General features: G+C 71.4%; 10 protein-coding genes and 2 pseudogenes. 4 read left to right on the plus strand and 8 right to left on the minus strand.

Annotation, left to right across the window (positions count from 1 at the left end):
• Window positions 1–29 precede the first annotated feature (29 nt).
• The 3 genes and pseudogenes from E4N62_RS04305 to E4N62_RS04315 form a co-directional block, all read right to left on the minus strand.
• Window positions 30–2053 (minus strand): annotated as a pseudogene (locus E4N62_RS04305) (FAD/NAD(P)-binding protein).
• Window positions 2054–2219: 166 nt separating this feature from the next.
• Window positions 2220–3875 carry an alkaline phosphatase D family protein gene (locus E4N62_RS04310; RefSeq protein WP_230211989.1) on the minus strand — a complete coding sequence of 552 codons (1656 nt, stop codon included), beginning with the start codon at window positions 3873–3875 and terminating at the stop codon, window positions 2220–2222.
• A 104-nt stretch (window positions 3876–3979) separates the two neighbouring features.
• Window positions 3980–4623, minus strand: a pseudogene (locus E4N62_RS04315) (HNH endonuclease family protein).
• 584 nt (window positions 4624–5207) lie between these two features.
• Here E4N62_RS04315 and E4N62_RS04320 point away from each other — a divergent pair.
• Window positions 5208–5789, plus strand: coding sequence for a TMEM165/GDT1 family protein (locus E4N62_RS04320; protein WP_184894713.1), 582 nt, complete (start codon window positions 5208–5210; stop codon window positions 5787–5789).
• A 176-nt stretch (window positions 5790–5965) separates the two neighbouring features.
• Window positions 5966–6634 (plus strand): HAD family hydrolase, encoded by a 669-nt coding sequence (locus E4N62_RS04325; protein ID WP_230211990.1) that lies wholly within the window; start codon window positions 5966–5968, stop codon window positions 6632–6634.
• A 137-nt stretch (window positions 6635–6771) separates the two neighbouring features.
• On the opposite strand, the gene E4N62_RS04330 is transcribed toward E4N62_RS04325, so the two are convergent.
• Complete coding sequence (locus tag E4N62_RS04330; protein ID WP_268268917.1) at window positions 6772–7728, minus strand: NAD(P)-dependent oxidoreductase; 957 nt, start codon at window positions 7726–7728, stop codon at window positions 6772–6774.
• A 69-nt stretch (window positions 7729–7797) separates the two neighbouring features.
• Here E4N62_RS04330 and E4N62_RS04335 point away from each other — a divergent pair, with 69 nt between their 5' ends.
• Window positions 7798–8160 (plus strand): helix-turn-helix domain-containing protein, encoded by a 363-nt coding sequence (locus E4N62_RS04335; protein WP_230211991.1) that lies wholly within the window; start codon window positions 7798–7800, stop codon window positions 8158–8160.
• A 307-nt stretch (window positions 8161–8467) separates the two neighbouring features.
• Here E4N62_RS04335 and E4N62_RS04340 read toward each other — a convergent pair whose 3' ends face one another.
• The 3 genes from E4N62_RS04340 to E4N62_RS48525 form a co-directional block, all read right to left on the minus strand.
• Window positions 8468–8791 (minus strand): antibiotic biosynthesis monooxygenase, encoded by a 324-nt coding sequence (locus tag E4N62_RS04340; RefSeq protein ID WP_230211992.1) that lies wholly within the window; start codon window positions 8789–8791, stop codon window positions 8468–8470.
• A 244-nt stretch (window positions 8792–9035) separates the two neighbouring features.
• Window positions 9036–10286: a hypothetical protein gene (locus E4N62_RS04345; protein WP_230211993.1), complete on the minus strand. Its 1251-nt coding sequence runs from the start codon at window positions 10284–10286 to the stop codon at window positions 9036–9038.
• 302 nt (window positions 10287–10588) lie between these two features.
• Complete coding sequence (locus E4N62_RS48525; RefSeq protein WP_230211994.1) at window positions 10589–11638, minus strand: peptidoglycan-binding protein; 1050 nt, start codon at window positions 11636–11638, stop codon at window positions 10589–10591.
• 209 nt (window positions 11639–11847) lie between these two features.
• Between E4N62_RS48525 and E4N62_RS04355 the strand changes: the two genes are divergently transcribed.
• On the plus strand, window positions 11848–14070 hold the full coding sequence (locus tag E4N62_RS04355) for an MDR family MFS transporter (protein ID WP_374116923.1): 2223 nt from the start codon (window positions 11848–11850) through the stop codon (window positions 14068–14070).
• Here E4N62_RS04355 and E4N62_RS04360 read toward each other — a convergent pair.
• Window positions 13976–14530 (minus strand): GNAT family N-acetyltransferase, encoded by a 555-nt coding sequence (locus E4N62_RS04360; protein WP_230211995.1) that lies wholly within the window; start codon window positions 14528–14530, stop codon window positions 13976–13978. The two genes, E4N62_RS04355 and E4N62_RS04360, sit on opposite strands and share 95 nt — an antisense overlap.
• Window positions 14531–14621 lie beyond the last annotated feature (91 nt).

Consider the following 14621-nt stretch of genomic DNA (forward strand, 5'->3'; position numbering starts at 1 on the left):
TACCGGTGAGTCATTAACGTTAGGCAGACCTAATCGATGCTTGCAAGTTCAACATCTGGCCAGCTCTTTACCTGCGCTTGGGGGGCTCGTGCGGGTGTCGTCGCACGTAGAGCCGCTCGCGCCACGGCGTCCGCATCCGAAAGCGTGACCGAATCCACCCCTGGTCGGGCCCCTGCCGCCGTGACCCAGTGCACGCCTTCCGTCGGCACGCCGAACGCGAACCGCCCTGTGTGCACCGTATTTTGACGGTCTATCAGGTGATATGGCCGAGGTGTGACGTCCAGCCCTCCCGTCTCGTAGCCGTCCACCCGGTGCGGACGGCAAGCTCCTGTCGCCAGCAGGCCGGCGAGCAACTCGTCGGCGGTCCTGCGCAGGTCCGGCTCCGGGAGGCGCGCCTCGACGACCGTCGTCACGCGGACGGCCGACCCCGGCACGTCGGGCGAGTGCGCCCGCCAGGCGCCGTCCTCCGGGCGCACCTCCAGCCGTGGGCCCAGCACGGTCAGGACGCCCGCCTCGATCAGCGCGGACATCTCCTCGATACGGCTGCGGGGCGGGCCGATCGACAGGAACGCGTTCAGGGGCGTGTACCAGCGGTCCAGGTGCTCCCGGCGTGACGCGCCCGCCACTCCGCCGTGGTCCACGATCAGCCGCAGTTCGTTGCGCAGGTCCCGGAGCACGTCCAGCGCGGCCTTCACCGGGCCCTCGACGTTCCCGAGGGCGGCCTGTGCGGCGTCCTCCCGCAGGTACTCCAGCAGCCAGCCCCGCCAGTCCGCCGGGCTCGTGAACGCCTGCCCCGCGTACGGCCGCGACACCCTCTCCCACGACCACCGGTCCGCCTCCGCGATCCCGAACTCGTCCAGTACGGCGGCCTCTTGGGGGGAGCGGTGGGGCGCGGCGAGGAAACGGTCACGGAAGGGGGCGGCTCCGCCGAAGAGATCGCGGGAGGGTACGGGGAACGGCCCGTACGCCGGAGTGCCGCGCAAGGTCTCGTAGTAGACCGTTTCCACCTCCTTCGCGACCAGGGGCCATATCTCCGTCAGGAAGTCCGGTGCCTCGTCGGAGTCGGCGCGTTTGCGGAACGCCGCGATGACCTCGGGCGTCAGCACGAGCGGGGTGTGGCGGCCGTAGGGCCCCTTCGCGTTGTCGCCGCGCGCCTGGTACGGGACGCCCCGCCGGGAGCCGGCGTACAGACGGGGCTCTCGGCCGGACGGCTCGTACCGCAGGCCGTTCGTCGCCGGGTCGTATACGAAGCGACCGCCCCGGCCGGTCGTCAACAGGGCCATGTGGTCGAAGAAGTTGAGGCCCAGACCGCGCAGGAGCACGGGTTCGCCGGCGGCGACCGAGGAGAGGTCGAGGTCGGCCGGGTTGGCGGGCGGGAAGTGGCGCAGGCCGTGGCGGGCGGCGTACTCGGCCCGGTCCCGTTCGGCCCGGTCCGGTCGGGTGGGGAGGTGGCCCTGGGTGAGGACCACGGCGGCGAGACCGGTGAGGACGCGGCCGGTGGCGAGCGTGAGCCGCTGGCCGCCGTCGGGGGCCTCGTCGAGGCGGACCGCACGGGTGCCGTGGACCTCGACACGGATACCGGGCGGCGCGCCGCGCACCACCTCGGCGAAGACCCACTCCAGGTAGCGGCCGTACTGAGCCCGCGTCGGATAGTCGTCCGGCCCCAACCCGTCCGGCCCCGACCCGCCTGGCTCCCCGGCCCCGCCCGGCGCCTCGGCTCCGCCGCTCGCCCACTCGTACAGGCTCGGGCCCCGGCGTATCGGGCCCGAGCAGTCCACGCTGTCGTCGGTGAAGAGCGTGACCTGGGACGCCACGGTGTTCATCAGCAAGTGGGGGACTGGTCGGTGCGCCAGACCTGGCCGGGGCCCGGCGGGGCGGGGTCGACGACATGGACGGTCAGACGGGTGCCGGGGCGGAGCAGTTCGGGGGCGGAGGCGCAGAGGCGTTCCAGGACGCTGGTGCCGCGCGGGCCGGCTCCGACGAGGGCGATGCCGATGTCACTGATCCCTGGCCGTTCGGACAAAGGGGTAACTCCCGTGCGTGTGGGGCGCATCGTGGGGCGCGGTGCGGCGGACCGCCCGCCGGTAAGCGGACGGTCCGCCTCATCATGCCGTCGTACGCGACGGGAACAGGGCCTTGCGGCTCATCGGGGCGCCGGGTGTGGGATGCCTCACGAGCATCTCGGACAACAGGGGCAACAACCGTGCGCAATAGGTGGATTAGGGGGTGAGTACTGACTCGGACGCCGTTTCGAGGTGCGCCTTGCCGCCCCGCCGGACCCGAGCGCGGTCCAGTCGCAGACGCGCCGAACGGCCGTGCAGGGTCAGCGTCATGAGGTGGTTGCCGAACCACGGGCCGCCCGCCTTGCGCCAGTCGATGGAGGGCCGCTCGCCCCGCCCGTGCCGCCCGAACCACCGGCCGAGCGCCCGCCCCGTCCCGCTCCAGCCGAAGCGGAAGCCGAGCTTTATGGAGAGCGGGATGGAGTTGTGCACGGGGGAGCAGGTGAGCTGGAGCACCCGGGAGTCGGGGCCCCGGGCCCCTCCCGACTCGCCCTCGGGCCACGCGGGTTCGGCGATGTACGCGTGGTGCACGTCCCCGGAGAGCACCAGGACGGTCGCCGGGGCGTCGGCGCCGCCGCCCGTCTCGGCGATCAGCCGGGTCAGGGCCTCGAAGGAGGCGGGGAACGCCGCCCAGTGCTCCAGATCGGCACCCCGGCGCAGCTTCTCCCCGAACCGGGCCCAGCGGTCCCCGCGCTCGCCCCGGCAGAGCGCGGCGCTCCAGGACTCGGCGTCGTGCACGAGGTGGGGCAGGAGCCAGGGCAGCGAGGTGCCGATGAGGAGATGGTCGTACGAGCCGCGCGCGTCCAGCGCCTGGTCCCGCAGCCATCGCGCCTCGCCGGGGTTCAGCATCGAGCGGTTGCCCTCGTCGAGGACGCGCGCGCCCCGGGAGTCGAGCATCAGCACCCGTACGCGGCCGAAGTCCCGCCGGTAGCTCCAGCGGACCGAGGCCGGGTCCCGGTCGGCCTCGGCGGCGTGGGCGCGCAGCGCGTCCGTGCCGTCCGGGGTGGCGCGTACGGCGGCGTGGACCGGGTCGGTGGCCAGTTCGGCGGGGGAGAGGTTGCCGAGGTGCTGGTGGACCCAGTACGACATCAGGCCGCTCAGGATGCGCTCGCGCCACCAGGGCGTGGCCCGCATGTCGGCGAGCCACGCCTCGCTGGTGTTCCAGTCGTCGATGACGTCGTGGTCGTCGAAGATCATGCAGCTGGGGACGGTGGAGAGCAGCCAGCGGATCTCGGGGTCGAGCCAGGACTCGTAGTAGAGGTGGGTGTACTCCTCGTAGTCCGCCACCTGGTCGCCCGGCGGGTCCGCGAGGTCACGGCGGGCGGCGAGCCAGCGGCGGGTGGCGTCGGAGGTCTCGTCCGCGTACACCTGGTCGCCGAGGAGCAGCAGGACGTCGGGGCGCTCCGCGCCCGGTTCGGCGGCCAGGCGGGCGGCCAGCGTGTCGAGGGCGTCCGGCCCCACCGGGTCCGGCTCCCCGCCGGGCGGGGCGGCCCAGCGGCAGGAGCCGAAGGCGACCCGGACGGTGTCGCCCCCGGCGGGGGTGCGGATCTCGGAGGGCGGGTGCGGGGAGTCCGGCAGGGGCCACACGGGCGTGCCGTCGAGGAGCACCTCGTACGCCGAGACCGTGCCCGGTGCGAGCCCTGTCACCGGGACCAGCGCGTAGTGGTGGCCGGCGATCTGGAAGGTGCGGGCCTCGCCGCCCCCGCCGCCGGCGCAGCGGATCTCGGCGACGCAGGGACGGCTCGCCTCGACCCAGACGGTCGCGGACGAGCCGTCCACATATCTCAGCAGTGGTCCCAGACGCAGCCCCGCCATGAGCGATCACTCTCCTCCGTCGCCCCGTACGGTACGGAACGACGGAGGGGAAAGGGGAGGTTCCGGACCACTTTCTCGCGCGAGTCCCAGTGGTGCAGTGGGTGTCAGCAGTTCGCCAGGTAGCTGGTCAGAGCGCTCTTCTCGGCGGAGTCGACCGAGAGGTCGTAGTAGTACTTCACCTGGACCCAGGCGCGGACGTAGGTGCAGCGGTAGGCCGTGCGCGACGGCATCCAGGTGGCGGGGTCCTGGTCGCCCTTGGACTGGTTCACGTTGTCGGTGACCGCGATGAGCTGCGGGCGGGTGAGGTCGTTGGCGAAGGCCTGACGGGTGGAGCTGCTCCAGCTGTCGGCACCGGAGTCCCAGGCCTCGGCCAGCGGCACGAGGTGGTCGATGTCCAGGTCGGAGGCGAGTGTCCAGGTGGCGCCGTCGTACGGGGAGTACCAGCTGCCGCTGGTGGAGGCGCAGGCGGAGTTGGTGACGACGTTCGTGCCGTCGCGCTTGAGGACCGTCTCGCGGGTGTTGCAGGTGCCGCTGATGGTGATCCAGTGGTTGAACAGGTCCCGGTTGTAGCCGGTGCGGTCCTCGGTCGCCACGGTGAGGGTGGCGAGGTAGGAGCGGGCGGTGGCGGCGCTGACGGGGTGGGGAGGGCGGCGGAGGCGGTGGGGGCGTTGAAGAGCGCGGCGGAGGCTATCAATCCGCTGAGCGCCGCGAGTATGCTGACTCGTCGACGCGCGTAGAACCTGCGCATGTGAACTCCTTGTGGAGCCGGGGGTGTTGGGGAGCGAGCGATGCGAGCGCTTGAAGGGTCGCGTCGTGGTGTTACCGGCGGATGTGCGTCGGGTGAGAAGTTAATGACGTGCGCATGACACGACAAGGGGTGCGGGCGAGATTGTGGCCGGGCGCCTGATGACTCGGGGTGCGTGCGTCGGCGGGTGCGTCGGCGGGTGCGGGTGCGGGTGCGGGTGTGTGGGCTTCGCGCAGTTCCCCGCGCCCCTGAAGAGCAGGGGCTGAGCCCAGCTTTCCTCCCCGGCCCCGGCGCCTCTCAGGCCCGCAGCCGCCGATCCGCCCCCGCCCCGGGCCGTGACGCGCCCCGCGTACCATGGACCCCGCAGAAGGGGAGTAGCTCTTCGCCGGACCGTCGACATACTGCTCAGCTCGTCTGAGCCGGCGCCCGGAGGCGGGTCCCGATGACCGGGACCGCGCCAGCGAGACCTTCGGCAAGCAGTGCACCGTCCGTGCCGCCCGGCACGGGCCGACCGTGTGCTGCCGTGCCGAGGTGTCGCGACAGCGGATGATTTCTCTCGGTGGGGCGGCCCGACCGATTGAGGAACCTTGATCAGCTTCAGTGTCACGGCGCTCGTCTTCGGCGTCGTCTTTCTCGCCGAACTCCCCGACAAGACCGCCCTCGCCGGACTCGTCCTCGGCACGCGCTACCGCGCCTCGTACGTCTTCGCCGGAGTCGCCGCCGCGTTCGCCGTGCACGTCGCGCTCGCCGTGGCCGCCGGCAGTGTCCTCACGCTGCTGCCGCAGCAGATCGTGCACGCGCTCACGGGCGTGCTCTTCCTCGGCGGCGCGGCGGTGCTGCTGATGAAGAAGGACGAGGGCGAGGAGGAGATCCGCAGGCCCGAGGACCAGAGCTTCTGGAAGGTCTCGGGCGCCGGCTTCATGCTCATCCTGGTCGCCGAGTTCGGCGACCTCACCCAGATCATGACGGCGAACCTCGCGGCCCGGTACGACGACCCGCTCTCCGTGGGGCTCGGGGCCGTCCTCGCGCTGTGGGCCGTGGCCGGACTCGGCATCGTCGGCGGCAGGGCGCTGATGAAGCGGGTGCCGCTGACACTGATCACACGGATCGCCGCCGTGCTGATGCTGGGGCTCGGTGTGTGGAGTCTGTGGGAGGCCGTGGCGGGATGAGTGAGCCGTACGGGTGAAGGGGTGGCGGGCGCCGGGATTGTTTTGTACCGTAGAGAAACAAAGTGGCTCCCGCCCGCATTCCCTGACCGGTGGGCGGGGCCGCCTTGTTCCCTCCGGGCCGCCTCGCCGGGTGCGACCCCGCCCGTGGCCCCCTTCCCCGCGCCTTGGAGCTGCTGATGCCGGCCACGACCGTGCTGACCGCCCGCGCCCTCCTGCTGGACATGGACGGCACCCTCGTCAACTCGGACGCCGCCGTGGAACGCGTCTGGCGTCGCTGGGCCGAGCGGAACGGGCTGGACGGCGCCGACATCATGAACGTCGTCCACGGCCGCCAGGGGTACGCCACGATGGCCGTCCTGCTGCCGGACCGGCCCCTGGAGGAGAACCTCGCGGACAACGCGCGGATGCTCGCCGAGGAGACCGCCGACGTGGACGGCGTCGTCCCGATACCCGGCGCGCCCGCGTTCCTCGCCTCCCTCGTCGCCGGCGGTGTGCCGCACGCCCTCGTGACCTCGGCGAACGTCGCGCTGTCCACGGCCCGGATGGGCGCGGCCGGGCTGACGCTGCCGGACGTGCGCGTCACCGCCGAGTCCGTCGGGGCGAGCAAGCCGGACCCCGAGGGCTTTCTGAAGGGCGCCGCCGAACTGGGCGTCGCGCCCGAGGACTGCGTCGTGTTCGAGGACTCCGAGGCGGGGATCCGGGCCGGGCGCGCCGCGGGGATGCGGGTCGTGGGCATCGGCGAGCGGGCTCGTCCCCATGGACCGGACGTCGTGGTGCCGGACCTGACCGCCGTACGGGTCGAGGTCACGGGGGACGGCGGGCCGATCCGGCTCAGGGTGGGTTGAGATCGGTACCGGGTCTCGCGGTGGGTCGAGGCTCGTGGTGCGTCGAGACCGGCGGTCGGGCGGGGCTCGTGGCAGGGCGAGGCCTCGACCGGCCCGGGATCGGCGTCTGGCCTCCGGGCCGGTCGAGGGGCGTCGTGTCAGTGCTGGAGGTCGAGTACCTCAGTCAAGCGGGTGAGGCCGTCCGTGCCGTGGCCCTGCGTGATGGCGCGGCGGACGAAGCCCTCGGCCGACCGCATGACGCTCGCGTCGATGCCGTGGGACTCGGAGACCTCGATGACGTGGGTCATGGTCGACAACGCCGACGTGAGCGGGTTGCCCTCGCCGGAGTGTCGGCCGCTGTCGACCTCCTGCGCGCTCTCCTCGAAGAGCGGCGGCAGGATCGCGGCGATCCCCTGGGCGAACGGCGTCAGTTCCCGCGCGCTGACACCCTCGGCCCGAGCCAGAGCCAGGGCATGGGTGTAACCGGCGATCGAGGTCCAGAAGAGATCGAGCAGTGCGACGTCGTACGTGGCCGCCCGGCCGATGTCCTCGCCCAGATGGGTGTGGGAGCCGCCCAGCGTGTCCAGCACGGGCCGGTGCGCGCGGTGGAGGTCCTCGGGGCCGCTGTAGATGTACACGCCGTCCGGGGTGCCGATGGCCGGCGTCGGCGTCATGATCGCCCCGTCCAGGTAGTCGATGCCGTGCTCGGCGGCCCACGCGGCGGTGTCCCGGGCCCGGTGCGGGGTGTCGGCGGACAGATTGACCACCGTGCGGCCCTTGAGGGCCTCGGTGACCGCCGGGGTGCGCAGGATCGCGTCAGAGGCGTCGTAGTTGACCACGCAGACGACGGTCACCGGGCTCGCGGCCACCGCCTCCTCGGCCGAGCCGGCGCCGATCGCGCCGCGCGCCACCAACTCCCCGTCGCGGCCCGGCGTACGGTTCCAGACCGTGGTCCGCACCTCGGCGTCGAGGAAGGCACCGGCGAGGGCCCGGCCCATCGGGCCGAGGCCCAGTACGGTGACGGCGGGAGCGGGGGTGCTGTCGCCGGGCGTGCCGGAAACGGCGGTGGTGAGGGCGGTGGTGGTCGCCGTGTGCTGTTCGGTGTGTGCGGGCATGACTCGGTAACTCCTGTGGAAAATGAGTGAGTTGGTCGGATCGCGACTGAGGGGAACGGGGGAGCGGAAATGAGGCGCAGGCGTGCCCAGGACACGGACGTGTGCGGGGTGACCGCGGCGATCGCCGTGATCGAGGGGAAGTGGAAGCCGTCGTTGCTCTGGCTGCTGGAGTCCGGCCCGCACCGACCGGGTGAGCTGCGCCGACTGCTGCCGGGGCTCAGCGAGAAGGTGCTGACACAGGCGCTTCGCGAGATGGAGACGGACGGGCTCGTGCACCGGGAGGTGCACGATGTGCTGCCGCTGAAGACCGTCTACTCGCTGACCCCGTTCGGCCGTGAACTCTCCGAGGCGCTGGGGCCCTTGTCGGACTGGGGGCACCGACGCCTGGAGACGCTCACCGGAGCGTCACTGTCGGCGACGTCGCCGCCGTAGGCCTTCACCCATCACGTCATCTTCTCGTCTTCCGTCCCCGCTCAAGTGGCGCGCGCCCCGTCGGCCGCTCCCTCACCACAAGGATCGTCGGACATCGACGGGCCGCCAAGTACCCACAAAAAGGTGGGTACTTCGGGGCGCCGAACGCGCTTGGCGGGTTGCGTACGCAGGAGGGTGCCGTTACGGCACGGCCCTGAAGGCCAACGGCATCCCCTTGCTCTACCTCGAGGCGCCCTGAGCGCCGATGCGGGGGCCGCTGCCCCCGCCCGCGTGCGGTGGCATGGGCGGGGGCGTACGTGTGCAGGCGTCAGGATTCGGTCTTCGGGCCCGTCTGCTGGAGGACCTCGAAGGTCCAGACGGAGGAGTCGGAGGCGGCGGGCCTGGGGCGGTCGCCGCCGCCCTGGTGGGCCTGCTTCATGGGGCCCTCCATCCATGCCTGGAAGGCGGCCTCGTCGCGCCAGCGGGTGTAGACGAGGTAGTTGTCGGTGCCGTCGACGGGGCGCAGCAGCTCGAACCACTCGAAGCCGTCGGAGTTCTCGACCACCCCGGCGCGGGAGGCGAACCGCTTCTCCAGCGTCTCGCGCTGCTCGGCCGGAACCGTGAGGACATTGATTTTTACCACGCTAGGCACATGACACCTCTGAGTAAGCGGGCGCCCGAGTGGCGCCCTGACCTGGACGACGTGCGAGCCGTCAGCTACTCCGCCAGAGTAAGCAACGCGAGGACGACAGCAAGGCGGGAAGTCCGGGTGGGCCCCGAACGTCATCGTCCGCGAACCAGAACTGCGTCCACCCCCGTCGGGCTCGGAATCCTGGCGGAGCGGGTCCAGCGCGGTGAACGGCGGTTTCCGAAATCGGGGGGTACCGACGGTCGGATCAACGCGGGCCGGACAGGACGTGAGCGGTGCTGGGAAGGCTCTTGGTGGATGCGGCCGTGGCCTTCTTCGGAGTGGCGGTGACCAGGGCGGAGGCGTCCTTGCAGTGGTCGGCTTTCTCCGCCGCCGTCATGGGGCGGGAGACCCAGTCGACGACACCCATCTCCTGCGGGACGGGACCGGTGGCGACGAAGTCACGGACGTACCAGATGTAGTGGCCCCATTTGCGGTCCTTGTACGTCACCGTGTACTCACCCCCCGCCGTCTGCATCTTGGTGTTCCGGTTGACCCAGCCGACCTCCCCGGCCGGGACGGTGAGGTCCGTCTCGTTGGAGACCCTGCTCTCCCAGGTCCACTCGTGTCCGTAAGTGGTCTTGAAGCTGAGGCTGTACTCCCCGCCGACCAGGGCATTTCCGATCTTGTAGCTGGCTCCCAGCTCGACGCTGAGCGAGTTCTTGCCGCCGGTCGTGTCCCACCAGCTCATCTTCTTCTGCTGCTCGATGCTGGTGCAGTTGTACGCGCGGGCCACCTCGTGGACCCCGCCGTAGCTGTAGGTGACGTCACCCTTGTGCTCGAACTTGCAGGTGGCGATCTTCTCGTCGCAGTCCGCGAAGAGCTGGGCGGCGGTCGGCGACTCCGCGTAGTTCCACTGGATGGAGCTGGTGAGATCGTCCACACCATCCCCGACCGAGAGCTGAGCGCCGATCTGCCAGCTGGTGGAGTCGCCCTTCAGCCCGGGGTCGGCGAAGTGCCGGGCCTGGCAGTCGTTGAAGGTCTGGTACGAGCTGATGGCGTCGTTGAACGCGGCGGGCACCTGGTCGACCTGAAAGCCCGGCCCGTCGGGGGTGCACTTGCTCTCGGCGGTGAAACTCATGGACTTGCCCGTGTGGTTCGCGTCCAGGTACTCGGTGCCGATGACGACGGACGACTCCGCGGTCGTCTCCTCATCGGCCCGCAACTCGGCGGCGGTGCCCGCAACGTCGATCTTCTTCCGGAAGGCCGGGTTGGCGACGGCTGTGCGGACGTCCAGCGGAGCGTCCTTGACCCGGCCGTCGGTGGCTGCCGCGATGGCCGCCCGATAGGTCGGGAAACATTGCACGGGACCGCCGGACACATCGACGGTGCAATGTGATCCGGCTGTCTTCGAACCGGGCTCGGTGGTGGTCGCCAAGGCCGTGATCGGCACGGTCAGGGCCAGCACACTGGTGCCCGCCGCCGCAATGATCACGGTCTTCCTGGAACGGCTCTTCATCCGGTGCTTCATCTGCGGTGTGCCTCTTCGGGGCCAGGGGGTCGCCGGCCAGCCGCATGAGCAATGACTGGGCCAGTGCTTACGGACAGGGACGCTAGTTCAGCGAATCACGAGGCTTCTGAGGCTTGAGGGAAATCTGAGGTGCCCGGTACCGAGCCGACGCGTCATCAGCCCTCGGGTGGCGTAGCCGAGAAGAGCCTTCGCGACCGGGGCGCCGGTCGACGTCCCTTCGATCCGGAGCCTGCCCCGACAGTCCTTGATCTCGTAGCGGTGCTACAGCGGTTCCGCGTTCCCATGCCGCGTCACGGCTTCTTCGTCTCCGACTCCAGACGCTTGCGGGTCACCAGGCCGTAGACGCCCGGCTCCTCCTTGTCCTTCGTGATGCCTCGGGTGTTCTGGTAGACGATGACGGCCTGTTCGAGCTGGTCGTCGAAGTTCTGGTCGATGTCACCGGTGTAGAGACCCAACTGCCGCAGCCGGAGCTGGAGTTCGGTGACCTCGGGGTCGTCGTCGCCGACGCGCAGTGTCTTCGGGCCCCTCAGTCGGCTGTCGCCCGCCTCGTTCGCGTCGGCCGCCGAGGCGCCGGTGGAGGCGCCCGCGCTCGGCCCGCTCTCTTCGGGGCTCGGCGACACGGACGGCGACGGCGAGCCGGACGGCTTCGAGGGCGACGGAGAGGGCGACGGGCTCTTGGAGGGGCCCTGCGACCCCGCGCCGCCGCTCGACGGTGCGGGCGCGGGCACCCCGCCCCCGGCGTCGGCGTCGGCGCCGCGCTCCCCGGACGGCTCCACCGGCGACGCCTCCCCGTCGGGCGACGTGTCCGGCACGCTCGCCCGCCAGTCGTCCGGCAGCGCGCGGTCCCGCTCGGGTCCCTCGTACGAGAACAGCCCGCTCGCGAATCCGGCGGCGGCCATCACTCCGGCGGCGGCCGTCCCGGCGATGGCCACCATCAGCCCCGCACGGCGGCGGCGCCGGCCCCGGGCGCGCCCGGCCGACGTCGCCGTGCTCATCGTCGTCGTGGCCGGCGGCGTCGTGGTCAAGGGCATCACGGTCGTCGGCGCCGTGGTCAGCGGCATCGTGGTCGTCGGTGTGCGGTCGGGGACCGGCCCGGGGGCTTCGGCGGCTCCGGGGGTTTCGTACTGCCGCGCGGCGCCGTGGGGGACGTCGGTCTCGTCACCCAGCTCCACGTAAGGCCGTATCCGGAGGGGGTCGAAGTCCTCTGCGGCCGCCGCCTCGGCCGTACGGGTCTTCAGCAGGGCCTCGGACGCGCGGCGGGCGCACGCGCAGGACGGCGTGCCGTCCGAGGCCCGGGGTGTGAAGCACTCCGGGCATATGTGACTGGTCGGTTCACTCACGTGTCGTTCCTCCCCGTGAAGACTCCAGAGTTTAAGCAAAGGGGCGACACGGAATCTCCCGAACATTTAGGGAATCGAGGGTTCCGGAAAAGCCTCGACAGGCCATAACCGGTCACACCGACCACCATGGGAACGGACATGGAGGAAGAGGAAGAAGGAGAGGAGACTGAGGGCGCTGTACGAGGCCCTCGGGTCCTCAGGAGGTCTGCATGACCGACGACACCAGCCACGGGCCGGGCCCTCGCGAGCCCGCGCACGGGCCCACGAACGGAGCCTCCCGCGGGCCCGCCCGCACCGGCGCCGCCGCCGGCCGCACACTCCCGTCCGGACCCCGTGGCCACGGGGTCCCCACGTCGGAGCGGGTGCCCGGCGGGGTGATGGTCTCCATCGGGGCCCTGCTGCTGGGCATGCTGCTGGCCGCGCTGGACCAGACGATCGTGTCGACGGCGCTGCCGACGATCGTGAGCGACTTCGGCGGGCTGGAACACCTGTCGTGGGTGGTCACGGCGTACATGCTGGCCGCGACGGCGGCGACCCCGCTGTGGGGGAAGCTGGGCGACCAGTACGGCAGGAAGCGGCTGTTCCAGACGGCGATCGTGATTTTTCTCATCGGGTCGGCGCTGTGCGGAGCGGCCCAGGACATGTCCCAGTTGATCGGGTTCCGGGCCCTTCAGGGCCTCGGCGGCGGCGGGTTGATGGTGCTGTCGATGGCGATCGTCGGGGACCTCGTCCCACCGCGCGAACGCGGGCGCTACCAGGGGCTGTTCGGCGCGGTCTTCGGCGCGACGAGCGTGCTCGGTCCGCTGCTGGGCGGGCTGTTCACCGAGCATCTGAGCTGGCGTTGGGTGTTCTACGTCAACCTGCCCGTCGGAGCGGTCGCGTTGGTCGTCATCGCCGCCGTGCTGCGTATCCCGCGCCGCTCCGAACGGCATGTCATCGACTACCTCGGGACCTTCCTCATCGCCTCCGTGGCCACCTGTCTGGTCCTGGTCGCCTCCCTCGGCGGCACCACCTGGGACTGGAACTCGCCGCAGATCATCGGCCTCTCCGTGCTGGCCGTGCTGCTGGTCGTCGTCTTCGTGGCCGTCGAGCGGCGGGCCCCCGAACCCGTCCTGCCGCTCAAGCTGTTCCGCGTCCGCACCTTCACCCTGTCCGCCGTCATCAGCTTCGTCGTCGGCTTCGCGATGTTCGGGGCGATGACCTATCTGCCGACGTTCCTGCAGGTCGTGCACGGTGTCTCGCCGACCATGTCCGGTGTGCACATGCTGCCGATGGTGTTCGGGCTGCTGCTGTCCTCGACGGTCTCCGGGCAGATCGTCAGCCGTACGGGCCGCTGGAAGGTGTTCCCGCTCGCCGGGACGGCCGTCACCACGCTGGGCCTGCTGCTCCTGCACCAACTGGACGCCGACAGCGGCGACGGCGAGATGAGCGCGTACCTCTTCGTCTTCGGGGCCGGGCTCGGCCTCGTCATGCAGGTCCTCGTCCTCATCGTGCAGAACGCCGTCTCCTACGAGGACCTCGGCGTCGCCACCTCCGGCGCCACCTTCTTCCGGTCCATCGGTGCCTCGTTCGGCGTAGCCGTCTTCGGTACGGTCTTCGCCGGCCACCTCGGCGACAAGCTCACCGACGCGCTCGACGGGGCCGCGCTGCCCGCCGGCGTCACCGTGGAGGGACTGAAGGCCGACCCCCGCGAGATCGCCGACCTCCCCGCCGCGCTGCGCCCGCCCGTCCTCGACGCGTACGCCTCCTCCATCACCGACGTCTTCGTCTACGCGGCCCCGGTCGCGCTGCTCGGCTTCGTCCTCGCCTGGTTCCTGCGCGAGGACCGGCTGCGGGCGTCCGTGACGGCGCCGGACGCCACGGAGACGCTCGCCAGCAACCCGGTCGAGCGGTCGTCGTACGACGAGGTGTGCCGGGCGCTGTCGGTGCTCGGTTCCCGGGAGGGCCGCCGCGAGATCTACCGGAAGATCACCGCTCGGGCCGGTTACGACCTGCTGCCCGCGACGAGCTGGCTGCTGCTGCGGATCCGGCGCTACGGCTGGGCCGAACCCGCCGTCCTCGCCGAGCGCAGCACCGTCCCGCTCGATGTGATCATGGCCGCGACCCGGCAGGTCGAGGAGTGCCGTCTCGCCCGGCGCGACGGCATCGACCTCGTCCTCACCGACGCCGGCCATGAAGCCGCAGACCGGCTCGCCAAGGCGCGCGAGGACTCCCTCGCCGAGCTCCTCGGCGACTGGTGGGGCCGCGACCGCCCCACCGACCTCGTCCGGCTCGTCGAGGAACTCAACGCCGAGCTGTGCGGCTCCGACGAGGAACGGCCGCACTCCCCAGGGGCGATCACCCGCCGGCCGGCCGGCGGGCGGGGCTCGGGGACACCGCCGACACCTCCCGCGCCTCCCACGGCTTCGACGTCGCCGTCAGTGCCTTCGTGAACCAGTGGTCCGCGTACGCGTGGTCGTTGTGCGGGGCGCTCTCCGCGTAGCCGAGCCGGGCGTACAGCGCGCGGGCCTCCACCAGGTCGTTCCGGGTGTCCAGCACCATCCGTTCGGCGCCCAGCGCGCGGGCCGCGTCCTCGGCCGCCGTCACGAGCAGCGCGGCGCCGCCCCGGCCCCGGGCCCGCGGCCGTAGGTACACCCGCTTCAGCTCGGCGGTCGTGGCGTCCGCCAACCGCACCCCCGCCGTGCCGACGGGCTCGCCCTCGTACCGTGCCACCAGCAGGAGTCCGCCCGGCGGTGCGAGGTACTCCCCGGTGTCCGCCGCGACCTCCCGCTCCAGTTCGCCCGGGTCCGTGGCACGCCCTTCGTGGAGCCGGTACCAGCGGTCGCTGACCTCCGTGTAGTACGCGCGCCAGAGGGACGCGGCCACGGGGGAGTCGTGGGGCTCGGCGGCCACGGACCAGCGTTCCGGAGCCGGCGTGCCGGAGGTGAGGGGCGTGCGGGGCGTGGGGGCTGCGGAGCCGACGGGGTGTCGAACGGGTCATGGC

Source organism: Streptomyces sp. MNU76, from assembly GCF_020982545.1.
GTDB lineage: Bacteria > Actinomycetota > Actinomycetes > Streptomycetales > Streptomycetaceae > Streptomyces.

What these genes read in the sequence shown, in the direction of transcription:
- E4N62_RS04310 (WP_230211989.1), bottom strand. Translation starts at nt 3,875, where the DNA reads ATGGCGGGGCTGCGTCTGGGACCACTGCTGAGATATGTGGACGGCTCG.
- E4N62_RS04325 (WP_230211990.1), top strand. Translation starts at nt 5,966, where the DNA reads ATGCCGGCCACGACCGTGCTGACCGCCCGCGCCCTCCTGCTGGACATG.
- E4N62_RS04330 (WP_268268917.1), bottom strand. Translation starts at nt 7,728, where the DNA reads ATGCCCGCACACACCGAACAGCACACGGCGACCACCACCGCCCTCACC.
- E4N62_RS04335 (WP_230211991.1), top strand. Translation starts at nt 7,798, where the DNA reads ATGAGGCGCAGGCGTGCCCAGGACACGGACGTGTGCGGGGTGACCGCG.
- E4N62_RS04345 (WP_230211993.1), bottom strand. Translation starts at nt 10,286, where the DNA reads ATGAAGAGCCGTTCCAGGAAGACCGTGATCATTGCGGCGGCGGGCACC.
- E4N62_RS04355 (WP_374116923.1), top strand. Translation starts at nt 11,848, where the DNA reads ATGACCGACGACACCAGCCACGGGCCGGGCCCTCGCGAGCCCGCGCAC.